The organism is Paucibacter soli (assembly GCF_037482845.1).
GTDB classification, from domain to species: Bacteria; Pseudomonadota; Gammaproteobacteria; order Burkholderiales; family Burkholderiaceae_C; genus Paucibacter_B; species Paucibacter_B soli.
In genome coordinates this window covers 303,308-326,135 of the sequence record NZ_JBBHJW010000007.1, presented here as the reverse complement: position 1 = coordinate 326,135, position 22,828 = coordinate 303,308, and the positions used below count along the sequence as shown (strand labels likewise).

General features: G+C 62.3%; 19 protein-coding genes and 3 pseudogenes. 10 read left to right on the top strand and 12 right to left on the bottom strand.

From position 1 onward, the window contains the following. The first annotated feature begins 4 nt into the window (after positions 1 to 4). Genes WG898_RS16295 through WG898_RS16265 form a run of 7 tightly spaced genes read left to right on the top strand, consistent with a single transcriptional unit; the run spans position 5 to position 8,131 of the window. A complete protein-coding gene (locus WG898_RS16295; protein WP_339603849.1) occupies positions 5 to 1,012 on the top strand; it encodes a hypothetical protein in 1,008 nt (335 codons plus the stop codon). Next, a complete protein-coding gene (locus WG898_RS16290) occupies positions 1,009 to 1,614 on the top strand; it encodes a GspMb/PilO family protein (RefSeq protein WP_339603848.1) in 606 nt (201 codons plus the stop codon). Before WG898_RS16295 ends, WG898_RS16290 begins: the two co-directional genes overlap by 4 nt. Continuing rightward, on the top strand, positions 1,611 to 2,087 hold the full coding sequence (locus tag WG898_RS16285; protein WP_339603847.1) for a hypothetical protein: 477 nt from the start codon (positions 1,611 to 1,613) through the stop codon (positions 2,085 to 2,087). Before WG898_RS16290 ends, WG898_RS16285 begins: the two co-directional genes overlap by 4 nt. Positions 2,088 to 2,097: 10 nt before the next feature. Beyond that, positions 2,098 to 4,185 (top strand): secretin GspD/PilQ domain-containing protein, encoded by a 2,088-nt coding sequence (locus WG898_RS16280; RefSeq protein ID WP_339603846.1) that lies wholly within the window; start codon positions 2,098 to 2,100, stop codon positions 4,183 to 4,185. 20 nt (positions 4,186 to 4,205) lie between these two features. After that, positions 4,206 to 5,864, top strand: a complete 1,659-nt coding sequence (locus WG898_RS16275; RefSeq protein ID WP_339603845.1) for a GspE/PulE family protein — start codon at positions 4,206 to 4,208, stop codon at positions 5,862 to 5,864. After that, complete coding sequence (locus WG898_RS16270) at positions 5,865 to 7,082, top strand: type II secretion system F family protein (RefSeq protein ID WP_339603844.1); 1,218 nt, start codon at positions 5,865 to 5,867, stop codon at positions 7,080 to 7,082. Between the two features lie 8 nt (positions 7,083 to 7,090). Next, positions 7,091 to 8,131, top strand: coding sequence for an acyltransferase family protein (locus WG898_RS16265; RefSeq protein ID WP_339603843.1), 1,041 nt, complete (start codon positions 7,091 to 7,093; stop codon positions 8,129 to 8,131). On the opposite strand, the gene WG898_RS16260 is transcribed toward WG898_RS16265, so the two are convergent. From WG898_RS16260 to WG898_RS16210, 11 genes and pseudogenes are all read right to left on the bottom strand, one after another. Further along, positions 8,128 to 9,057, bottom strand: coding sequence for a sulfotransferase (locus WG898_RS16260; protein ID WP_339603865.1), 930 nt, complete (start codon positions 9,055 to 9,057; stop codon positions 8,128 to 8,130). The genes WG898_RS16265 and WG898_RS16260 overlap by 4 nt on opposite strands. 161 nt (positions 9,058 to 9,218) lie before the next feature. Beyond that, positions 9,219 to 11,111: a sulfatase family protein gene (locus WG898_RS16255; protein ID WP_339603842.1), complete on the bottom strand. Its 1,893-nt coding sequence runs from the start codon at positions 11,109 to 11,111 to the stop codon at positions 9,219 to 9,221. A gap of 29 nt (positions 11,112 to 11,140) precedes the next feature. Next, positions 11,141 to 11,371 carry a hypothetical protein gene (locus WG898_RS16250; RefSeq protein WP_339603841.1) on the bottom strand — a complete coding sequence of 77 codons (231 nt, stop codon included), beginning with the start codon at positions 11,369 to 11,371 and terminating at the stop codon, positions 11,141 to 11,143. Between the two features lie 62 nt (positions 11,372 to 11,433). After that, positions 11,434 to 12,618, bottom strand: a complete 1,185-nt coding sequence (locus WG898_RS16245) for a glycosyltransferase (RefSeq protein ID WP_339603840.1) — start codon at positions 12,616 to 12,618, stop codon at positions 11,434 to 11,436. 24 nt (positions 12,619 to 12,642) lie between these two features. Further along, positions 12,643 to 13,401 (bottom strand): annotated as a pseudogene (locus WG898_RS16240) (IS3 family transposase); the annotation flags it as partial. A gap of 29 nt (positions 13,402 to 13,430) precedes the next feature. After that, the gene (locus tag WG898_RS16235; RefSeq protein ID WP_339603839.1) at positions 13,431 to 14,012 is read right to left on the bottom strand and encodes a plasmid pRiA4b ORF-3 family protein; all 582 of its coding nucleotides are present in this window, start codon (positions 14,010 to 14,012) and stop codon (positions 13,431 to 13,433) included. Beyond that, positions 14,009 to 15,581: pseudogene (tnpC, locus tag WG898_RS16230) on the bottom strand (IS66 family transposase). The gene WG898_RS16235 and the pseudogene tnpC overlap by 4 nt, the downstream one beginning before the upstream one ends. Positions 15,582 to 15,621: 40 nt before the next feature. Continuing rightward, positions 15,622 to 15,975 (bottom strand): IS66 family insertion sequence element accessory protein TnpB, encoded by a 354-nt coding sequence (gene tnpB / locus WG898_RS16225; protein ID WP_339603838.1) that lies wholly within the window; start codon positions 15,973 to 15,975, stop codon positions 15,622 to 15,624. Then, entirely contained in the window at positions 15,951 to 16,295 is a 345-nt protein-coding gene (tnpA, locus tag WG898_RS16220; protein ID WP_339603837.1) for an IS66-like element accessory protein TnpA, read from the bottom strand. Before tnpA ends, tnpB begins: the two co-directional genes overlap by 25 nt. 79 nt (positions 16,296 to 16,374) lie before the next feature. Then, a pseudogene (locus tag WG898_RS16215) lies at positions 16,375 to 16,790 on the bottom strand (transposase); the annotation flags it as partial. A gap of 40 nt (positions 16,791 to 16,830) precedes the next feature. Beyond that, a complete protein-coding gene (locus WG898_RS16210; RefSeq protein ID WP_339603836.1) occupies positions 16,831 to 18,147 on the bottom strand; it encodes an oligosaccharide flippase family protein in 1,317 nt (438 codons plus the stop codon). Positions 18,148 to 18,468: 321 nt separating this feature from the next. Here WG898_RS16210 and WG898_RS16205 point away from each other — a divergent pair, with 321 nt between their 5' ends. Genes WG898_RS16205 through WG898_RS16195 form a run of 3 tightly spaced genes read left to right on the top strand, consistent with a single transcriptional unit; the run spans position 18,469 to position 21,598 of the window. Further along, complete coding sequence (locus tag WG898_RS16205) at positions 18,469 to 19,497, top strand: glycosyltransferase (protein ID WP_339603835.1); 1,029 nt, start codon at positions 18,469 to 18,471, stop codon at positions 19,495 to 19,497. Further along, entirely contained in the window at positions 19,494 to 20,726 is a 1,233-nt protein-coding gene (locus WG898_RS16200) for a glycosyltransferase family 4 protein (RefSeq protein ID WP_339603834.1), read from the top strand. The genes WG898_RS16205 and WG898_RS16200 overlap by 4 nt, the downstream gene beginning before the upstream one ends. Further along, on the top strand, positions 20,723 to 21,598 hold the full coding sequence (locus WG898_RS16195; RefSeq protein ID WP_339603833.1) for a dTDP-4-dehydrorhamnose reductase family protein: 876 nt from the start codon (positions 20,723 to 20,725) through the stop codon (positions 21,596 to 21,598). Before WG898_RS16200 ends, WG898_RS16195 begins: the two co-directional genes overlap by 4 nt. Here WG898_RS16195 and WG898_RS16190 read toward each other — a convergent pair. Further along, a complete protein-coding gene (locus tag WG898_RS16190) occupies positions 21,591 to 22,826 on the bottom strand; it encodes a glycosyltransferase family 4 protein (protein ID WP_339603864.1) in 1,236 nt (411 codons plus the stop codon). The two genes, WG898_RS16195 and WG898_RS16190, sit on opposite strands and share 8 nt — an antisense overlap. Positions 22,827 to 22,828: the final 2 nt, after the last annotated feature.

Genomic DNA, 22,828 nt, shown 5'->3' with positions numbered 1-22,828 from the left:
CATCTTGTCGCGCGGCCTGTGCCGACAGCGGTACTTCGGTCTGGACGGCATTCCGCCAGCTGAGCGCCGATCGGCACTGCGAGCCATGGTGTTGGCGTGGGCACCGTTCGAGCATTGCGGCTTTTGGCTTGGTTTGAAAGACGGTGCAGCGCTCGCTTATGCATGGGATGTGCAGCGTCTGAGCAAGATGCTTGAGCCGCTGGGTTTGGGTCCGTCCGATGTTGAGTTGTTGCCCGAGTCGCTGCTGCGCGCACCGGCTTCTGCGGACGGTTTGGTCGTTCAGCAAGGGCTGGACGGTGTCGAGGCCCAGCATTGGCAACAAGGCTGGCCGGTGCAATCGCGTTGGTGGCGCCAGGCGCCCGATGACGCGGCATGGCAGGGTTTTCTTAAACAAGCTGGGCTCACTGACAGTGCCAATCCGCCTGTAGAGTCTGCAGTCTGGCGAAAGCGTCCTTGGCTTGCGGGAGCGTCGGTTGATCGGGAGCAGCTGAGTTCGCGAGCCGAGCGACTGGCGATTCGAACGGTTTTCGGTTTGATGCTGGTGCTTAGTGGCGCAGTGGCGGAGCAGATCTGGAGTGCGCAGCATCAACGCGATGCCGTTCGCGGACAACTTGACGCAGCGAAGGCCTTGGCGGCTCCCAACATCGCGGTTCGTTCAGAAGCCTTGGGATTAGCTGAGCGCACAAACCTGTTGGCGCGGGAGTTGACCGGCCCCCGTCCGCTTGACGTGATGCAGCACCTTGCCGAGATGCTTCCTGCCAAGGGTGTCATGTTGAAGGAGTTGGAGCTTGTTGGCAATCGTCTGCGTCTCAGCTTGGAGCTGTCTGCGGACGTTCAGCGTACAGCAATCGTGCGGGAGTTGCAGCTTGGCGGCTGGTTCAGCGGCGTTACCGAACTCCGTGATTCAAGCGGGCGCGGGTGGGCCGTGTTTGAGATGACCCTGAGTTCGGCGCAGGTGCCTGCAGTACGACCCAAGCGAACGGCTGAGCAAGCTCCTTCACCCAAACCATGACCCCCACCTTACTCAAAGCCTGGCTGGACATCCGTGAGCAATGGGTCGCCAATGCGCGGCTTCGCGTTGGCAGCCTGCTTGTTTTCGCAATTCTTTGGATCTACGCCCTGCTGTTGGGCGATGACTATCAAGCGCGGCTGAACAAGGATGCGGCTGGGCTGCGCGCCGAATTGCAACTCGTCCAACCGATGGCCAGCGATACGCAATGGCGCGGGCGGCTGGAGGACGCTACCCAACGACTGCAGGCTGTGCGCTCAATGATGTGGGGTGAGGGTGACCTCGGCCTGGCCGAAGCGGCGTTGCAGGACTGGCTCCGCCTGACCGCCACCAAGACACGACTTCCCTTGCGTGATTTGCAGCTCTCTCGAGGTGAGGAGGCAACCCAGGCGAAGCGCAACGCGGATGAGGCCTGGCGTACGGTGAAGGTCCGGATGACTGCTGATTTTGATCGCGCAGCATTGCTTGCCTTCTTGTCAGAGATTGGGCGCAGTGAGCGAGTGCTGGTGGCCGAACGGTTATTGATGCGTCCGGGCACTGTCGGGCAACTTGTAGAGATAGACATTCGTTCGGTTGCGGCCATGTCAGCGGAGGGGGCTCCATGACGCTGGTTGGTGATCGCCTGGCATCAAGGCGTTCGGCGGCACTGCTTGCGGTGAGCGCAGTCGCAATTGGTTGGTGGCTGGGGAGCCTTTTTGCGCCGGGCGCATCTGACCGGTCTGTTGTGCAGCCGATGCGGGATGCTTGGCAGCTTGAATTGCCGCCAAGACAGGTTGATCAGACGGCGTTGGCTGCGGTGGTCATGAGCGCGCCCTTTTGGGGCAGCGCGGCACAGGCCACATCGGCGCCTGTTGTGCCGGTGATCGATGAGCGCTGGCGCATCGCAGCGGTTTTTGGGCATGGCAAGGACCGAAACGTTCTGGTAGTTTTTAGCGCAGAGGGCAAACCCCCGTTGCGACTTGGTGTAGGCGACAAGCTGCCCAGTGGGCACAGAATTGTGAGTGTTGGTGAGCGGGATGTTTGCATTCAAATTGGCAGGAAAACGTATCGCATGGGGGTCGAGGCAGGTGCTCTCTGAACCAACAAACGTGAATCTCACCCCGCTGGTGTTGGGCCTCGCATGTGCGCTGCTTGCGGCTTGTGCGCTACCTGATCGCCCGATCATCCCCGCGCCCTTGTCGCTTCCCAAGACGGCTGCTGCGGCAGTCGACGTCGACCGAACCAACCGCGGTGTCATGCGCGTTGAAGAGCTGCCAGCGCCGACCCGTCCTGCGGCGACCAAGCCGGCAACCCCGCTATCGCCAGCAGCTCTGCAAGCGGCCTCGACGGCGTCCAGTGAAGGCGTGAGCGTCAATCTTGAACAGGTCACTCTGGGGGTGTTCGCGCAGTTGGTCTATGCCGACATGCTCAAGAAGAACGTCAACATTGATCCTCAGGTGCTGGCGCGCAAGGATTTGGTGACCTTTCGATCGGGCACTTCGCAGGCTCCGGAGCAACTGGAAAACGCAGCGAGATTGCTGCTGAAGAGCTATGGTGTGGCGGCCATCGACCTAGGCGGTTTGGTCCGGGTGCTGCCTGACAACGCGAACCTTGGTCATTTGCCTGAGATTCGACGCGGCACCGCGCTGCCGGAAACGCCTCTGCCGCTGAGGCCGGTGTTCCAACTCGTTGAATTGCAAGCGGTGCGACAGACGGAAGTTGTCAGTTGGTTGCGGACCCTGTTTGCAGACCGTGTAAAAGTGCAGGAGGACCCTGGTCGAAACGCTGTGCTATTGAGTGGCACTCCGGACAATATGGGCGCCGCCTTGGAGGCGCTGCGGGTGCTGGATCAGCCCTCGTTCAGTGGGGCGCAGAGTGTGGCCATTACGCCGGTCTATTGGTCCGCCGATGAACTGGCACGCCGGCTTGTTGATGTGCTGAACGCGCAGGGCTATGCCGTGCAGCCGGTGAATCAACCGTCTGGCGTTCGCTATCCAATCATCGTTCTGCCTGTGTCTGGCCTGAATTCGGTGTTTGTATTTGCCAATAGCAGCGATGTTGTCAAGCACATTACCGAGTGGGCCCGAACCTTGGATCGCCCCAATGAACGTGGCATCGGCAAGAACTTTTTCACCTATGCCGTCAAACACACGGATGCCTCACAGCTTGCCCAGACACTTGAGCAATTGCTGAGTGGGGTCCGTCCCAGTACCGCTGCAGCGGCAACGACAGCTGCAGCGCCAGCGGGTACTGCGGCCGCCCCGGCCCGCAGCAGCATGGTGGTCGTTGACAAGGCCAGCAATATGTTGATCTTCCAGTCCAGCCAAGACGAACATTCGCAGTTGATGACGCTGCTGCAGACATTGGATCGACCGGCCAAGGGCGCATTGATCGAAGTGACCGTTGCTGAGTTATCTATCGACGATAACAACCAACTGGGTGTCGAGTGGCTGGCCACCCATGCAATGGCCAACGGAGCTCAAATCATCGGCGGCACGAAGGGTGGGCTGCCCATCGGCAATTCCGGGGCAACGTTCCGTGTGTTTGATACGGTAGGGGGCGTACGCGCGGTGCTGAACGCGATGGCGTCAAGCAATCGCGCAACCATTCTTTCGAGCCCGCGCGTTCAGGCGCGCAATGGCGAGACCGCCACGATCCAGGTGGGTCAGGAAGTTCCTATCGTTACTAGCCAACAGACTGCGGCCGGCGCAGTCAGTCTGCCGACCCAAGCAGCCGTACTGCAGACGATTCAATATCGCAACACCGGCGTGATACTGAAGGTGAAACCGGTGATCCACTCCGGCGACCAGATTGATCTAGACGTCACCCAGGAGGTCAGCGCCGCGCAGTCCACCAGCACCGGGGTGAACAATTCACCTACGTTCAGCACGCGGAAAGTCGACACCAAGCTCTCCCTTAAGAATGGTGCCACTGTCCTGCTTGGAGGCCTGATTTCCGACGAGAACAATCATGGCAGCGCAGGTGTTCCATATTTGAAAGACATCCCTTTGATCGGAGCGTTGTTCAGCAACCAGACACGTGGAGGTGTTCGGCGCGAGCTGATTGTCTTGATCACACCCTATGTCATTGACGACAACCATGGCGCCGAGGCGGTGACTGACGCATTCAGGAGAATGCTCGGGCCATGGGCGGGTAACGTGCCTGGCGTCAGGGCCGAGCCCGAGCCTTCCAAGTGATGTCCGGATCAACTGTAGGTATGACGAAGCTCTTGGGTGAAGTGCTTCTCGAATTGGGGCATATCGGCGCCAGCGAACTGGAGCAGGCCCTGGCCTATCAAGTGGTTCACGGCGGACGAGTTGGCGCCGTGCTGATGCGGATGGGCGCCCTGTCGGAAGAGGCACTCTTCCTTGCCCTTGCTGAGCAAGCGGGCCTGCCGCTGATTCGGAATGATCAGCTCAGCGAAGCGGAAATTGAGTCAGCGCTGGCGGTGAGCGAATATGGGCGCGCCTGGTGGTGGCGGCAACAGGCATTGCCCTGGCTGGACGCCGAGGGTGGTTTGCACATTGCAACGGCTGACCCGCGCAATCCGGACTTGCTTGAATGCCTGGAGTCGGGTGCGCAAACCAAGGTGAGCTGGCATTTCGCGATGCCGAGTGATCTGGAGCGTTGGCAGCATCGCCTGGAGCAACAAGAGCCTTCGGGCTCGGCCGCCGATGCCCGTTCTTTGCGCGAATTGGCGGAAGACGCGCCGGTTATCGCGTTTGTCAACAACGTCATTGCCCAGGCGGCTGAAGCGCGAGCCTCAGACATACACCTAGAGCCCGGCGAACGTGAGTTCCAGGTTCGCATGCGTATCGATGGCGTGCTGCATTCGCGCATGTCGCTGCCGATGAGCCGATACCCAGCCATCAGCTCGCGCATCAAGCTGGTCTCGCAGCTCGACATTGCAGAGCGTCGTCTGCCTCAGGACGGTCGTACCTCGATTCGAGTCGCAGGTATGGACATGGACGTTCGTGTCTCTTCCATTCCTGCAGTGCATGGCGAATCCATCGTCATGCGCTTGCTGCCCAAGAAGCGCGCTGACCTCGCGCTTGAGCGGCTTGGTATGGCTGACGACCATTTGGCCATGTTCAGGGATTGGCTGGCTTGGCCCAATGGCTTGGTGCTGGTGACCGGCCCGACAGGTTCGGGGAAGAGCACAACCTTGTATGGCGCTTTGCACGCCGTCAACGACCTGAGCCGCAAGATCGTCACGGTTGAGGATCCGGTCGAGTTTCGACTGCCCAATATTGTGCAGATTCAGACACAGGCGGAGATTGGCTACACCTTCGCAAGAGCCCTTCGCGCCATATTGCGGCACGATCCGGACATCATCATGGTTGGTGAAATCCGCGACAAGGAGACGGCCGAGATCGCCGTCCAGTCGGCGTTGACGGGGCATTTGGTGCTGGCCACGCTCCACACGAACGACGCGTTGTCGGCCATCACGCGCTTGGTCGACATGGGGATCGAGCATTACCTGGTTGCGGCGGCGCTGCGTGGCGTCATGGCGCAACGACTGGTGCGTCGGCTGTGCCCGGAATGTTCAATTCCGATTCAGCCGACGGCCTCGTTGGAGGAGCGCTGGCGAGCAAGGCAGTCCGGCCAAGCGCGGGCCGAATGGAAGCAGGCAGTGGGGTGCCCCAGTTGTCAGTCGACCGGCTTCCGTGGCCGAGTCGGTATTTATGAGCTCGTCCAGGTAGACGAAGCCATGCAGCATCTGATTGCTGCCAATTCGACCGCGAATGAGGTTCGGGCGTTGGCGGATGCTCATGGGCGCCGAAGCCTGGTTGATGATGGTTTGCTCAAGGTTGCTCGCGGCAGCACGACGTTTGACGAGGTACTTCGCGCCAGCGGTGGCGCCGCGGAGGCTTGATTGAAGGATAAGCCGAAACAGTTTGAGTACCGTGCAATGGATTCGTCTGGCGCGATACGCTCGGGACAGTTGTCCGCGAGTGACGAAGGTGATGCTGCGCGTGAGTTGCTTCGCCAAGGGCTCACACCGATCGAACTGAAGGACTTGGCGGCGTCACTTGCGCGTTCCGCGACGACCCGGCGAGCGATCACCGCGGGCGAGCGACTCTCCTTGCTTCAAGAGTTGGCGACTTTGCTTGGCGCTGGTGTTTCGCTGGCTGAAGTGCTGCCGTCCTTGGCGATGGGGCATGGCGGCAGAGCGCTGGGACAGGTGATGTTAAAGGTCTCGGCCGATGTCAGTGCCGGCAAGAGCTTGTCCCTGGCATTGCGTGAAAGCGCTTTGCAGCTGCCTTCGTATGTGTTGGCGCTGATCGAGGCGGGCGAGGCCAGCGGCGAGTTGGCCACAGCCCTGACGGACGCTGCGGCACAAATGGACCACGAACGGCAGATGTCGCAGGAGTTGCGCAATGCCTTGGTCTACCCGGCTGTCCTGGTGTTCGCTGGCATCGTCGCCATCCTAATCATCTTCATTGGCGTCGTTCCACGCTTTGCGAGCTTGCTCAACAGCAGTCGGGCTGAAATACCTGCACTGTCGCGCTGGATCATCGAGGCTGGCTTGTATTTGAAACAGCATTTGTTTGAGTTTGGCCTGGGCAGCAGTGGACTTGTTTTGGCTGGCGTACTGCTCCTCGGGCAGGCTGACTTCCGGCAGCGCGTGCTGGAGTTCGCTGCCAAGTTGCCCATGCTCGGGACTTGGTTGTTGCGGGTCGAGATCGGACGTTGGGCCACCGTCATGGGAGTTTTGCTTACGAATCGCGTATCGATCATCACGGCACTGGAGCTCTCCGCGGGGACTCTGCAATTGCCCAGCATGCGGCACGAGATGTATGTGGCCAAGCGTGAACTGGAACGAGGCAGGGCGCTGTCTGATATCTTGAGCCAGCGCGCCTGGTTTCCCGCCGTGCGGCTGAATTTGCTGCGGGTCGGTGAACGCTCCGGTGAGTTGCCGCGCATGCTTCGCACGCTCGGCGCCATCGAGACTGAGACGGCGCGCGTCCTGCAAAGGCGAGTACTGACCTTGATTGAGCCAGCTGCGATCTTGGGCATCGGCGCGGTGATTGGCGTGATCATGGTGGCTGTCATGATGGCAATTACCAGCCTCAATACGGCCGCAGGCTGAGTACCGCGATGGTCGCCAAGCCGGGCCACGAAGCCCTTGAAATTGACGGCTTGCGCGGTCTGGCTGCACTCATCGTTTTTTTTAGTCATGCCAGCGGCTTGGGCTTGCACCTGCTTCCCGGCCTGAACCTGCACGGAACAGGTAAGTCCGGCGTATACCTTTTCTTTGTCATCAGTGCCTTTTTGCTAACGCGGCAGTGGCTTGAACTCGACGCGCAGCGGCGCTTTGCCGCTGGCCAGTGGGGTGGTTACCTGTTGCGCCGCTTCTTGCGCATCTATCCCTTGTATCTGGTGGTGCTGCTGGTGGGCTGGGCCTTGGCGCCACGCGGCCTTGGCGTGACACTAGATGGCCAAGCAGTGCTAAGACATCTGTTGCTGCAGGAGGGATTGGGGGTGTATTGGAGTGTCGCGGCCGAGTTCAAGTACTACTTGCTGATCCCGCTGATGGCGCTATGGCTCTCCATACCCATCGAGCCGCTGTTGCGTGCTATAGGCGTCGGGAGCTTGATTGCCCTTGTCATCTGCATGTTCCCGGCGCAACTGGCGCCTGACAACGGCATCGACTTGGGCTACTACTTGCCAGTGTTTCTTTGTGGCTCATTTGCGGCATGGTTGCGTCCAGGCAAGGCCAGCCTGCCAGCCTGGCTTCAGCACTGGCTCGAGCTTGTCGCGCTGATGGTGCTCTTGGCCACGGTGCCGGCCGTTCAAGTTGCCATGGGATGGGACCTGGGTAGCGATGCGTTGCACCGCAGCTTTCTCGGCTGGGGCCTGATTTGGTCCGCGTTGCTGCTCAGCGTCGTCGGTGGCTGGGCGCCCGGTTGGGCGCGTGCGCTTCGCTGGGCGCCCTTACGGGCATGCGGGCGCTGGTGTTTCGGCATCTATTTGCTTCACTTGCCCGCGCTCTACCTCGCCAAGCGAGCTCCGTTGCCCAATTCACTCAAAGGGCTGGCCGGACTCGCCCTGGCGCTGTTCTTGGCCTCGCTGAGCTATCGCTATTTGGAGCGACCGGCAATCCGGCTGGGCGCGCGCATCGGGCGCAATTCCAGTTAAGCGCCACGTAGCCTGTTCAGGCCAAAGCTAGTGCGCGCCAGGTCTTGTGTTTCCTGAAAGCGCTCAAGCACAGCAGCATAATCGGGAGGCAGTTGGCGCGAGTAGCGGCTTACTCGCCCCTTCAACGTTCTGTCCAGCGCTTCGGAGACCGCCGCTGAGCGTGGCGTCGAACTCGCTGGCCCGAGATGTTGCCAAACGGCGTGGACCGTGGCCTGGGCGGTATGACGCAGCTCATGCTGATCCACAAGCAACCATTGCTTGGCCGGCACGTTCTGCATGCACCAACGAAGGGTTTTCGTGCATGAGTCAAGTGCGTGCAGCAGGAATTGATCCAGAGCATCGGGGTCAGCGCCATCGGCGATCGAATGGGTGGCGAACATAGCCGTCCACATCTTGCGGTTTGACTCAAACACGTCCGCAGCCTCGCGTGCCATCCAGACGAAGCGAGCGTCAGGAAACCTGTGCAGGATCGCCCTTAACCTGAAGCTGTGGTTGGGCGACTTTAGAATCAGCGGCAGGTCGTAGGCGCCTGCGGAATCAAGGACTCCACGCAGGAAATCTTCCCAGGGCGCGAACCATTCGTCTTGTGCTAGCCAGAAGTCCTGATCCAAGGTCTGCTTCAGCTGTAGGAGCCTATGCGGCATCAGAAAGGCGCGATAGGCCGAGGGCACACCCAAGGAAAGGAGCGCGAACTCATCTTCCTGCGGCGAGTCGTGGCGTATTTCTAGCCCGTCCATTGGCCGAGCGAAGGACTTGCTGTTTGCCGGACGACGGCCAAGTCGAAAGGATGCGGGGTTCATGCACTGCCATGTCTGTGGTGTTGGCCACCCCGAACGAGCGTGGAGAAGTTCGTGCATCACCGTGGTGCCGCTGCGCCAGGGGCCGAGTATCAATAGCGGTGCCTGCAGTGGCCGAGGGGGCGGCATGTTGGCTTGACTGAGCCGCAGATTAACCCCACTCCATAGCCCCTGCCAGCGTTGCAGCCAGCGTTTGCGCGCGGGCTGCGCGGCCCAACCCGGATCGGCCCTAAGCCAATCGAGCAACGGTGGCGACAGGGCCAAGCTGGCGTCTGGGTGTTTGATTGTGTTCAATTGCTTGTACCCATCTGCGACCAAGTCGCCAATCTGCTTTCAAGCAGTTGGCTCAGTCGTGCGAGCAGCTCAGGGCGTAGCAAGAACAGATCAGTTGTTTCTGCTGGGTCGGCTTCAAGGTCGAACAGTTCGTTGCGGTTCTCTTCGCGATGGTGGATCAGCTTGTATCGCCCATCAACTACAACGAAATGCCCGCTGGTCAGCGGTGCGAAACGGCTTTGACGTTCCATGCTCATTGCATATACCGGACGTGCGTCAATTTGCCCCGTTGCGAGCGCCGGGCGCAAGCTGCGCCCGTCCATTGCGATGGCTGGGCGGACGCCGGCGTAGTCCGCGATGGTGGGGGCCAAATCGGCCTGGCTGACGGGGGTGTCGATGCGGTGAGCATGTGCCTGCCCCGGAAGCTTGATCAGCAAGGGCACGTGAAGCAGGGCGTTGTGCATGGCCGATGTTCCGTGACCCAGCAAGCGCTTTTCGAAGGACTCGCCATGATCCGAGGTGATGATGACAAGCGCGCGATCCAGTCGGCCTTCCAGCGCGAGCTGGTCCAGGAACTCGCCAAGCGCTTGATCCGCGCCCATGATGCTTTCCTGGTAGCGCAGACGATGCTTATCGACAGATGGTTGGTCCGTGTCAAGGTAGGGACCAGCGATTCGTTGATCTGCCCATCGGTCCAACTGCCCGGGTGGGAGCAACCGATATTTTGTCGACGCTGGAGGGAGATATGGGTCATGTGGCGGCATCGTGTGGACCCATAGAAAAGCGGGACGGCTTGCCTCATGACGCTTGAGTATTTCGTGGGCCGCATGATACGAAAGCCTTGGATCGTATGGATGCGTCTCGGCATGCGCATGGATGTCATAGGTGTAGACCATGGGGAACAGCGCTGTTCCCCATGCCGCCAAGGTCGATTCAGGAAACCTGCCGAACCATTCACGCAGCTGCATGCCTATCGACGAGCTGCGCGCGATCAGTACTTGGTCGTAGTCCTTGTAAGTTCCATGTTGGCGCGGGCTGGCCAGCAGATTGGCAGACACCGAATAGCTCGAATAGCCTGCAGAGCGCAGGCTGGCGGGAAGGGCTGCTTGGCGAGCCTCTGGCGTGATGCTGGCAACGACTTGGGTGGCCTTGTGCGACCAGGGAAGCAAGCCAGTTTCCATGGTCGACGTCGTCGGCGTCGTGAAGTTCGAACTGGCGTAGAAACGCGAAAAGCAGCTGGCGGATTGTGAAAATTCGTGCAGACGAGGCATCAGCGACCTGGTCTTCTCGTCACAGGCTCCAGCGTCGGCAGCGGCCAAGGTATCGATGGAGATCAGGATGATGTCAGGCGCGCCCGCTTGTGCAGGTGCTGCCGCTTGCGTGGGGCCGTGAAGCCGCGCCGGTGGCCAGATGAGCAGTGCAAACACGGAGACCGACAGGCTGGTCAGCGTGGCGTTACGCAGCGCCAACAGGGCTTGTATTGCCTTCAGGCCGATGGCTCCCAGCCCATAGCGGCGCCCGGCGGCGATAAGCGCGGCAAGCAAGGCCAGCCCGAGGCCCAGCCGCAGTCCTGACCCAAGCGTTGGGCTCGTATCCGACACGGTCTTGAACCAAAGCCAAGCCGTGCCGCCGATCTGCCATGAGCACAGCCAGGCCAGCGGAACAAACACGATCAGCCAGGAGACCGCGGTGCGGACGGGATCAGCCATGCGCAGGGCTCTGGACAGCCCAGCAAGCAATAGCGTCAACGACGCGAGAGCGATAGCTGGCACGGCCAGCAGCAGCAGCGCCAAGGCGATGTCCAGCCAAAGCTGTGCCGGCGTCACGAACATCAGCAAGGCGTCTGCCTGCCGCAGTAATACGAATGGAAGCCACAGGAAGCTCAGGCCCGCGTAGGTGACCACGAACATTCGCATTGCCGTTGCCTTCGGCAAAGCTGTCATGCGTCAGGTTTTCCGGTCAGGCGGTTCCAGAGTCCCCTTGCCTTGGCTGCCAGCCAGCGTCGCAAAAACAACCAAGCGCCGGCGATGGCCGCGAACAAGGGTGCCAGGATCTGGAATAGCATGCCACCGGCGTTCGGGTCGATATAGGCCATTGCACTGCCGGGCGCAAACAGCACGACAAGGGTTGCCGCCCAAAGGGCGAGGCGGTGGGATGGCACGTTGTGCATAGTTGTAGTGACTGGCGCTGCCGACTCTGGGCAGAGATGGTACATGGAGCGGCGGCTGCGTGTCAGCCGCCCTTGGGCAGTGTAGGCGGTGGTAGGTGCTTGGCCAGGAACCGATAGGCACTCAAACTTGTCGCGAAGCCGGCATGCCGGGTAGCCCAGCCCCCAGCGCGCGGAGCCAGCGCCTTTCGAAGAACGCGTCCAATCATCAAGCTCCCTTCCGTCAGCATGGCAAGGATGAGACGACCCAGCGCCACGCGCCAACCATCGCCCTGAGCCTGCTTCCTCACGCACTGCCAGACCTGCTGTCTGTAGGCCCAGCAATGAAACAGGTTGCGGGCGTAGAGCAGGTTGAGGTGTCTCGGTTCCAGGCGATGATGCGTTTGCTTCAAGGCCTCGTTGAAAGAGTAACCCCAGCCGTTGTACGGCGAGAAGAAGCGTGGAATCGCCGAGTCCCACTTCAGGTTCTTGAACCGACGGAGATAGGGGCTGTCCTCGAAGCTGTGTCGATCAGTCTGCGCGGCGCCCGCACCTGCTTCGCTAACCGGAGAAGCCCCAGGGATACAGAACGGATAGTCAAGATGTACCGCTCGTCGTGCCGCGGCGGCGATGAGTATGGCGCTATAGATGTCGGGGCTGACACCGCCGAAGACATGCCCGTGTCGGGCGCGCACCCGCCGCAATAGCTCGTTCGATACCAATCCGTGATAAACGCGAGGGAGGCGCTCCAGTCCTCGGCCGATATTCCGCTTCGCCGCAGCGATTTCATGCGCAACGTCGATGGGGCGGACCCGTGAACTGTGTGACCAGACAAAGACCTTGCCCTGATAGGCATCGCCAAAGTACTTGGACTTCACTCCCGGCCAGTAATACGCAACGCCGAAGCGCTTCGCGTAGGGGATCACCACGTCGATGTCAGCGGCGCGCGCCCAATCGCAAACCATTTCGAGATGAGGCCCCACCAGATCGTCATCTCCAATGTAGAGAACATAATGACCCTCGCAATGGCCGAGCGCGCCCTCGAAGTTTTGGACAACGTTCCATTTGTCCGGAGTTTTCAGGTATTTGAGGCGCGGCAGATCCAGGCCTCGCTGCCGAATGGCAATCTCGAGCGCGTCGCCGTCGCTCGAGTCAGCCACGATTATTTGCGCCGTCGTCGTCGCTTCCAGGGCCGCGGCAATGCATTCGATGGCACAGTGCATGCGATTGCGCGTCGGAATCACAACTGAGACTGGTATTTGTTTCATCATAGAGATTGAATCGCCCCGGATTTACTAGACACTCGCGAGCCGTTGGAAATGGCGTTGTTCGAACTGTACCGGTGACAGGCCATCAGCCGTGGAATGCCGGCGCGTCGGGTTGTAAAACATCTCGATGTAGTTGAAGACATCGGTGCGCGCGTCATTGCGTGTTGCATAGATTTGGCGGCGAATGCGTTCGCGCTTGAGCAACTGGAAGAAGCTCTCAGCCACGGCGTTGTCATGGCAGTTTCCGCGCCGGCTCATGCTGCTAATCAGGCTGTGGTCGCGCAGGAATGTCTGCCATTCATGCCCGGTGAATTGGCAGCCCTGATCGGAATGCACGGTGACGGGGCTGGTGGGCTTGCGCCGCCACAAGGCCATCATCAGCGCGTCCAGGACCAGGCTGGTGTCGATACGGCTGCCCATCGACCATCCCACGACCTGGCGCGAGAACAGGTCCACCACCGCAGCCAGGTAGAGCCAGCCTTCGTGGGTGCGACTGTACGTGATGTCGGTCACCCACGCTCGATTGGGTTCATCCACCCTGAATTGGCGCTGCAGATGATTCGGAGCAACGATGGCGGGCTTGCCGCCACACATGCCAGGACGGCGCCTGTAGCCTGTCTGGGAGCGCAGCCCTTCGAGCTTGAGCAGACGCGCCACGCGGTGCTTGCCGCGGCGCCCGCCCAGGTCGCGCATGTCCAGCGTCAGCTTGCGATAGCCGTACACGCCGCCACTCTGCAGCCAAGCCTGCTTGAGCAGACCGCGCAGGCGCTTGTCCGTAAGCGTCCGGCGAACCCGCCTTGACGAGCGGGTTCGCGTCAGCGCAGCTTGCGAATCGCCCGGTTGGCTGCGTTGATGCTGAAGCCCCGCGGATCGAAGGGGCCACCCCACCAGCGCCAGTAGTCGGCATGCTGCTCGTGCGTGGGGTTGTGCATCGCCTCCAGGAAGTCCATGTAGCCCGGCGTCCCGCCCACATCTTCCGGCGGACAGGCGTTCTCGCCAGCCAGGCACATCGGCCAGTCGTTGCGGCCCTCCTGCACAGGCAGCCGTTCTTCGACCGTGATGCGGTGATCCCAGCCGTCGCCGAAGTCGTAGCTGTAGGCGAAGGACTGGACCTGCTCCCCCAGCACGGCGCCGACGGTGAACTTGCGCTCGTCGAGCATGTCGCCACTGCCGCCCCATTCCTCGTTGGGGATGCCGTAGCGCCGCTGCTCGATATGCCAGTCATGCAGATGGCTGTTGGTCCAGCCCATGGCGGCCTGCACGACACGGTCGAGCTTGGCCAGCTTCAGACTGTCGGGCACGAGGATGCGCCGCCAGATGGGCGGCTTGATGTGCTGCAGTTCAATGCGCAGCTGGTAGATGCGCTGGGGTTGGGCGCGCTGGAACTTGGTGCTCATTCAGCAAGTGTCGCAGCGCCTGGCTGCCAGCGATGCGGCAGCAGCTCGGCAATGCGACTGGCGGGCTGCGTCGGCAGCCGCTCCAGCACGTCACGCAGGTAGGCGTAGGGGTCCAGCTGGTTGAGCTTGGCCGAGTGGATCAGGCTCATCACGGCAGCGGCTCGCTTGCCCGCGCGCAAGCTCCCGGCGAAGAGCCAGTTCTGCCGGCCCAGCGCGATGGGCCGGATGCGGTTCTCCACCCAGTTGTTGTCGATGGGCAGTTCGCCGTCGCCGAGGTAGCGCGGCAACGCCACCCAGCGCTTGAGCGCTGTAGTCGATGGCTCTGGCTGTGGCCGACCCATCGGGCACGCGCTGGCGCTGTTGTCGCAGCCACTGGTGCAGCGCGTCGGCCAATGGCCTGGCCGCCCGCCGGGCATCGAGCCTGGCTTGGCTGTCGGCGTCGGCCACTTGCCGCTCCACCTCATAGAGCTGCCCGAAGAACTTCATCGCCTGCTCGCCGACCTGGCTGCCATGATTGGCCCAGAGTTCGTGGAACTTGCGCCGCGCGTGCGCCATGCAGCCGACCTCGGTCACACCCAGATCGAAGCAGGCCTTGTAGCCGGAGAAGTCGTCACAAACGAGACGGCCCTGCCAGCCGGGCTTGTCTTGCGTCCCGGGCAGCCCCAGGAAGTCTCGGGCGTGCTGGCCACCGCGGCTCTCGGCGAAGTCGAAGACGACGGCCTGCAGTGGATTGAACTGGGTGGTGCAGTAGCTCCACAGGTAGGCACGGTGCGTCTTGCCATCTCTCAGGTTCGCCGGCTTGAGCATCGCCACCGGCGTCTCGTCAGCGTGCAACACCGGTTGGCGCAGCAGCTCTGCGCTCAGCGCATCCACCAGCGGCTGCAACTGCAGGCCGCATTCGCCGACCCACTGGGCCAGCGTGGAGCGCGCGATGGCGTGTCCGGCTCGCTCGAAGATTGCCTCCTGGCGGTACAGCGGCAGGTGATCGAGATACTTGGCGACCAGCACCTGGGCCAGCAGGCCGGTCGTCGGCAGGCCCTTGTCGATGACGTGCGGCGCGACCGGCGCCTGCACGATCTGCTCGCAGCACTTGCACACCCACTTGCCGCGGATGTGGCGCTCGACGGTGAAGACGCCAGGTTGGTAGTCCAGCTTCTCGGCCACGTCCTCGCCGATGCGCTGCATGGCCTGGCCGCAACCGCAGGTGGTGCTCTCGGGTTCGTGGCGCACTTCGCGGCGCGGCAGCTGCGCAGGCAGCTTCTCACGGCGAGGCTGCTGACGCTCGCCTGCAGCCTGGGCGGGCTGCAGCGCCTCGATCCCGGCCGCCACCGCCGCCAGGTCGCTGTCCAGTGTCTCGTCCAGCAGGCTCTTCTGCTCGGCGCTGAACTTCTCGCTCTGCGCGGCGAACCTCAACCTCTTGAGGATTGCGTTCTCGTGCGTGAGCTTGTCGATGATGGCCTGCTTGAACGTCACCTCGGCCCTTGCCGCGCGCAAGGCGTCGCGCAGTTGCTGTGCATCGAGGGTGTCGAGGTCGTCGGCGATCACGGGAAGTGATCGTGCCAGCGCCACCCCATGGCCGCCATCGGCAGATGCAGCAATAGACGCGTGGCTACAGCAGGGTGATGACGCCGGCTTCACCCAGGCGTTGCCAGGGCAGGCCGAGCACCAGCGCGTCGAACTGACCGCGGCTCAGACTCAGCGTGCCCGTCACATCCCGGGGCCAGATGAAGCGGCCCGCGTTCAGGCGCCGCGCGGCCAGCCACACGCCGATGCCATCGTGCACCAGGACCTTCATCCGGTTAGCCCGGCGGTTGGCGAACAGGTAGGCGTTGTGCGGCCGGGCCGCACCGAAGACCGAGACCACCCGAGTTAGGGCAGCCTCAGTGCCGGCCCGCATGTCGAGCGGCTCGATCGCCAGCCACAGTGCATCGACCCGTATCAACGCAGCATCTCGCGCAGCCACGCGGCGCAGGATGACGCACTCGCCATCGGCCAGCGAACCCGCACGCTGATCAGGCCGCGTTGCAGGTCTACTTCGATGCACTGCGGCGCATCGCAGGTCGGCGGCGCCGCCATGACGGTCACCGGAACGAACGCACCAGCGATGGCGGTCTCGCGATCATTCGTCTCGGATCGCCTCCACTTGTGGACGAGGTTGGCGTTCAGGCCATGGCTCATTGCCACCTTGGCCACCGACGCGCCAGGTGCAGCGCATTCGGCAAGGACTTGCCGCTTCAGTTCCGGGCCGTGGCGCCGGCGCGTGTCCGGCTTGGCGTCTGGCATGGTGTCCACCTCTCTTGCTTGGTGGACACCATCCTGGCTGGCACAGGCTCGGCGTTCAAGATGGGTTCGCCGGACGCTTACGCTTGTCCAGACGAGCGCGCGGGCTCACAGGCTTGGCCTTCCAGGCGTAGTACCCGCTGGGGTGAATCTGCAGGACCCTGCACATGCGCCGCACGCTGTACTCCTGATCGTGCTGCTTGACGAACGCGTACCTTTCCCGGACTGCTTGGCAAAGTACGCGGCGGCTTTTTTAAGGATGTCGCGCTCCTCGGTCACGCGCCTGAGCTCGGCCTTGGGCCGGCGCAGTTCTTCGGTCTGCGTCGCTTAAGCTTGGCGCTCGCCAGCGGGCGTCTGGTACGTCTTGATCCACTTGTACAGACTGTGCTGGCTGACGCCGATCCGCGCAGACACCTCGGCCACCTTGTGGCCTCGCTCGGTGATCTGCTTGACCGCCTCGATCTTGAATTCTTCGGGGTATGGTTGCTTCGTCTTCATGGCACCTCCTATTGGGCCTCAGTTTGAGGCTCGAAGGTGTCTACAGAATCCGGGGCGATTCAGATACGGCCAGTGAGGCGGGTTCAGCAGGCGTCCGCGCGAGCGCCCGTCGACAGAAGAAGTACATCAAGGCGCCGTCCGCGGCTGCACGCAGCGTCCATGCCATTGCAGCGCCGGTCACGCCGAACTGACGGGTCATGATGTAGATGGCTACCATGAAAACGGGCAATTCCACAGCGTGGATTGCCGCAGTCAGCCGGAACAAAGCGCGACCCTGAAGGTAGGTAAACGGCACCATCGCCAGGGAACTAAGCAGCATGCCCGCCAACAGTATTTGCAAGGGTACGCTACTGTGGCGCGCGAACTCTGCATTGATCCACCACTCGAGCAGCGGATAGGCCCAAGTGATGCCAGCACCGCAGATTGGCAGCATCACGACAAGAATACCTAGTATCGCGCGCGTTAGGAGGCGCCCGATGACGCGCCGGCCTGGATCACTGGCCTCGGCAATCGCTGGATACATGGCGCTTGTCAGCGCCGTCGGCATAACCCACAGCTTGGTCACTAGTTCGTGCGGCACGGCGTAGTGACTTATGGCCGTAGGCGACACGATGGCGCCGATGATGAACCGATCAACGTAGCCCAGCACGGCGCTGATCAAGTTGCTGAAGCTGAGCCAGCCGCCTGCCCTTATCAGTCGGCTCATGAGCGTCAGGTCCAGCTGTGCTCTTCCGAGCGGCACTGAACTTTGCAGCCAAATGCAGCATGCATGCGCCATCATGGTAAGGAAGCGGCCCGCCGCCAGAATCCAGGCTATTAGGTCCAGTCGGTCGGGATAGACCAGCGCCACTGCCAGGGGCCCGAGAAAGCCGAATAGCCCCATCGGCAGTCGCAACAGGTTGACCGTGGCAAATGCGTGCTCAGCTTCCAGAACTCCGCGCAAGCCAGAGGTAATAGTGATTGTGGGCATCGCCGCTGCGAGCGCGTACGCTGCGCCCATGAACTCGTCTGGACCTGTGACCGTCGGAAATTGCTGACGGCCCCAGTATGCAAGCGCGAGCAACATCAGTCCGGCCAAGCTGCCCATGGCGCCAAGCAGGGTTAGCGCGTTGAGGACCAAAACCGCAGGCGATTCTTGACCATCTTGGCCGCGGATGGCCGCCAGTCGCTGCGTTAGCGCCCGACCCAAACCCAAATCAAACAAGCTCAAGTAATTGACTATGGCCCACATCAGCGCCAAGAGACCAAATCTGTCCGTCCCAAGCGCGCCGATCAAGAGTGGGATGGCGGGTACAGCAGCGAGTAGTGGGGCGCCCAGACCGAGCAGGTTGTAGACAGTGTTTTGGGTCAGCTTCACGCGTATCCAGCGGTACGAATTGAGTCGGCGAAATAGGGACTGTACCTTGCGGTGCGGCTTGGGCTCGACCTGATAGGGCTGCGTCTGCGCCTCTGCTACGCTTATGGGCGACGCGCAGGCGAACATCCGTCTGGCGCAATTCAAGTTGTTGCATCAAGCCTCTATGCGCGCGCGCGATCTCACGCCTCATTTGACGAGCCGACTGTTCAGGCTCTTGGAACTCTGCCGCCAGCCTGGCCTGATGTCCCGAGATCCTCTCAGCGGCAATCGGCTTGAAGGTCGATTGAGCTGGCTGGGGGGCACTCGATGAGTCCGGGCCGAATGCTGCTCTATGCACCCAACGTTCACACAGGCGGAGGCCTGGTGCTGCTGCAGGAATTACTCGATGCCTGGCCGGTTGAAGCGGCGCTGGTGGCCTGGCTGGATCGGCGCGCCATGCCGAAATTGCGCCTGTCGGTGCAAGCCGAGGTGCGATGGGTCCGCCCCAGCCTTGGCTCGCGTTGGGGTGCCGAACTGGCCTTGGCCGGGGTGGCCAAGTCGAACGACCGCATACTTTGCTTCCATGGACTGCCGCCGCTGCTATGTCGGGCGGCGCCTGCGTACCTATTCCTTCAGAATCGCAATTACTTGGGCAACGTGCCGCTGGATGAGTACGGCTGGCGCATTCGAATGCGCAACCGGATCGAGCAACTCATCAGCCGGACGCTCAAGCGTCGCGTCACTGCCTATTTTGTACAAAGTCCCACGATGGGCCGCACGCTGCAGGCCTGGTTTGGCCCAGACCCAGCACCGCTGCGGGTGCTGCCCTTTGCTCCTGCGATGGGCGCAGTGAAGCCGGAAGTGGCCATCCACGAGGCTTGGGACTTCGTCTTCGTTGCCGACGGCGAGCCTCACAAAAACCATCGGCGGGTGCTTGAGGCCTGGATCTTGCTGGCCAAGCAAGGCCTTAAGCCCAGTCTGGCGTTGACGCTGGGTGACCGGCACGCGTCATTGCGCGATTGGGTATTACATCAGGCCGCTGTTCATGGCCTGGCGATACGTAATCTGGCGCCCATGCCGCATGCCGAGGCGCTGCAACTCTATGGCCAGGCGCGTGCGCTGCTGTTCCCGTCGACCGGCGAGTCCTTTGGACTTCCACTGGTTGAGGCTGCGGCGCTGGGCCTGCCCGTGGTGGCCAGTGAGCGCGACTATGTGCGCGACATCTGCACCCCGGTCGAGACCTTCGATCCGGAGTCGGCGGTGTCGATCGCGCGTGCGGTGCGCCGCTTTTTGGGGCGGCCCGAGGCACCGCTCCAGCCGCTCAGCGCGGCCGAATTTCTGCGCTGCATCGATGGTGGCCTGCCGGGATGAGGGTGCTGCTGCTGAGCCAGCATTACTGGCCTGAGTCGTTTGCCATCAACGAGGTGGCTGCTGCGCTATCGGATCAGGGCTGCCAGGTGACGGTGCTGACCGGCAAGCCGAACTACCCCGAAGGGCAGGTGTTTCCCGGCTATCGGGTCCGCGGTGTCCAGCGTGAACATCATCAAGCTTGCGAGATCGTGCGCGTGCCGCTGCTGCCGCGTGGGCAGGGTGGGGCACTGCGCTTGGCGCTGAACTACCTCTCCTTCATCGTCGCCGCTTCGTTGCTGGGGCCGTGGGCGCTGCGCGGGCGGAGCTTCGATGTGATCCTCGTCTATGGCACCTCACCGGTTTTGCAGGCGCTTGCCGCGATTGCGCTGAAGCGCATCAAGCGTGTGCCGCTGGTGACCTGGGTCCAGGATCTCTGGCCTGAAAGTCTGGAACTGACTGGATATGTTCGCAGCAAACGACTGCTTGCGGCGACCGCTGTGGTAGTGGCTTGGATCTACCGTCGATGCGATTTGTTGCTGGTGCAGTCGCGCGGTTTCATGGAGCCGGTGCAGGCCTTGGCAGGAAGCACGCCCGTGCGCTATCACCCGAATCCGGGCCGGGCGCTTGCACCTCGCTCTCCAGGCGCCATGCCGGCGCTCGGCGGTGGTTTCAAGATCGTGTTTGCCGGCAACCTGGGCCGGGCGCAAGGCCTGCATACCGTGCTGCAGGCGGCGCAGCTGCTTGGCCCTGAAAGCGACATCCGCTGGGTCCTGGTGGGTAGCGGTGCACGCTTGGATTGGTTGGCAGAGCAGGTGCGTCTGCGAGGCCTTGAGCTGCAGGTGCTGCTGCCTGGGCGCTTCGATCCCGCGCAGATGCCGGCCATCTACGAGCAGGCAGATGTGTTGCTGGTATCGCTGGGCCGAAACCCGGCGCTGAGTCGCACCATCCCCAGCAAGTTGCAGGAATACCTGGGCGCCGGCCGACCCGTGCTGGCGGCGCTGGATGGCGAAGGCGCCATGCTGGTAAATGAATCTGGCGCGGGCTTGGCTTGCCCGGCCGAGGATGCGGCCGCGCTGGCCGCCGCTGCGCAGCAATTGCAGCGGTGCAGTGCGGCTGAGCGCGCTGCCATGGCCGAAGCCGGACGGCGCTGCTATGAAGAGCAGTTCGCCCCTGTACCGCTGGCGCGCGCGATGTGTGCACATCTGGCCAGCGTCTGCACAGGTGATCCTGAGCGAGAATCCTGTCCATGACAGGAACAACAGGTCGCCGTCTGTTGGTGTTGGGCGCCAACGGCATGCTGGGCAACGCGGTGCTGCGCTGGTTCGCGCAAGATCCGGGATATCAGGTTTTCGGCTCTGTACGCAAGCGGGAAACCATTCAGGAGCTGCAGCAGCGGCTGCCGCAGGTATGCTTCGTCGCCGATGTTGAAGGTGAGAGTCTGGCCAGCCTGCGGCATTTGTTCGCCGAGGTCCGGCCTGAGCTGGTGATCAACTGCATCGGCGTGGTCAAGCAACTGGCGGGCGCGGAGAACCCGGCGATCGCGATCCCGATCAATGCGCTGCTGCCGCACCGGTTAGCAAGGTTGTGTCACGCTGGCAAGGCGCGGCTGATCCACATCAGCACCGACTGCGTGTTTTCAGGCGCGCTCGGTGGCTACACCGAGGATGATGCGGCGGATGCGAGCGACCTGTATGGCCGCAGCAAACTGATGGGCGAGGTGGACTATCCACATGCAGTGACGCTGCGCACCTCCATCATCGGCCATGAGCTGAGCAGTGGGCACGGGCTGGTGGGCTGGTTTCTGTCGCAGCCAGGTCCGGTCAGGGGCTTCAGCAAGGCAATCTTCTCGGCGCTGCCCACCGTGGAGCTGGCACGTGTGATTCAGCAGCATGTGATCCCGCATCCCGAGTTGCACGGCACCTATCATGTGGCGGCCGAGGCCATCAGCAAGTACCATCTGCTCGAACTGGTGGGTCAGGAGTATGGACGGCCGAATCCATTGCGGCCGGACGCGGAGCTGGTGATGGACCGCTCACTGAATGCCGACCGGTTCAATGCGGCGAGTGGCTACCGGCCGCCTGACTGGCCTGAGCTGGTGCGCCGCATGCGCGAGTTCAGCTGAGCTTGCGGCTATGGCCGGCGCAGTCGGCCAGCCAGCGCTCCAACTGGCCGATCAGGGTCGCCCGGTCAAACTCCTGCCGGCAATAGGCCTGGCCATTGCGTCCCATGGTGGCTCGCGCCTGTTCATCGAGCGCTGCCATTTCGGCCACACATGCGGCCAGTGCCGCGCCGTCGCCCGCCGCACAGACCAGACCGGCGCTGGCGTCGCGTATGACTTGCGCGCCTTCACCATCCAGCATGCCCAGCAGCGGCCTGCCGGCCGCCAGATAGGCCTGTACCTTGCCGGGAATGGTCATGGCGAAGATCGGCTCGGCTTTGAGCGAAACGAGCAAGGCATCTGCACCCTTGAAGAAGCCAGGCATGCGTTCCAGCGGATGGCGGCCCAGCATGAATACGGTCTCTTGCAGCCCACGGTTTGCAATGTCGGCGCGCACAGCCTCGGCCGCGCGCCCGTCGCCAACGATTAGCCAGTGGATGTCGCGTCGCTCGCGCAGTTGCTCGGCTGCATCGAGGATGGCCGGGAAGTCCTGGGCCTCACCGATATTGCCGGCAAACATGATGTTGAAGCAGCAGCAGTGAGGACCCAGCTCCGCTGCCATCTCGACCTTGCCAAGGTCCACGTCAAAGGCGGCCTCGGCCCACTGCGGAAAGTAGCGGGACTTGGCCGGCTCGCGCGACCAGCATTCGATGCGCGGGAAGAAACCGCGTGACTGGGCCAGGATTAGATCGCAGCGCTGGTAGATGAAACGTACCAAGGCCCCAACCCAGCCCAGCAGACGTGGCGAGCGCACGATGCCGATGGCCGAGAGCGTGTCGGGCCAGAGGTCCAGCACCCACAACAGCAAGGGCGCGCGCTTGATCTTCCTGAGCAAGAGCGCTGGCAGGGCCGCGGAGATGGGCGAGGTCTCGAACACGAAGATGGCGTCGAAGCCCCGGCCGCGGAGCTTCCAGGGTCCCAGCAAACAGCCCCAGAACACAAAGCTCCAGTAATTGAGCACCAGGCGTAAGCTGCCCTTGCCACGCGGGCGCAGCGGTACGCGGATCACCTCAGCGCCGGCGTAGCGGGCATAAGCCTGCGGATGGGCAGCGTAGTCGGCGAAGACCTCGCCGTCGGGGTAGTTGGGCCGGCCGGTCAGCACGGTCACCTCGTGGCCGCGCTGTGTTAGCTCGGCCACGATCTCGTTGACGCGAAACACCTCGGGCCAGAAATACTGGCTCAGCACGAGCACCC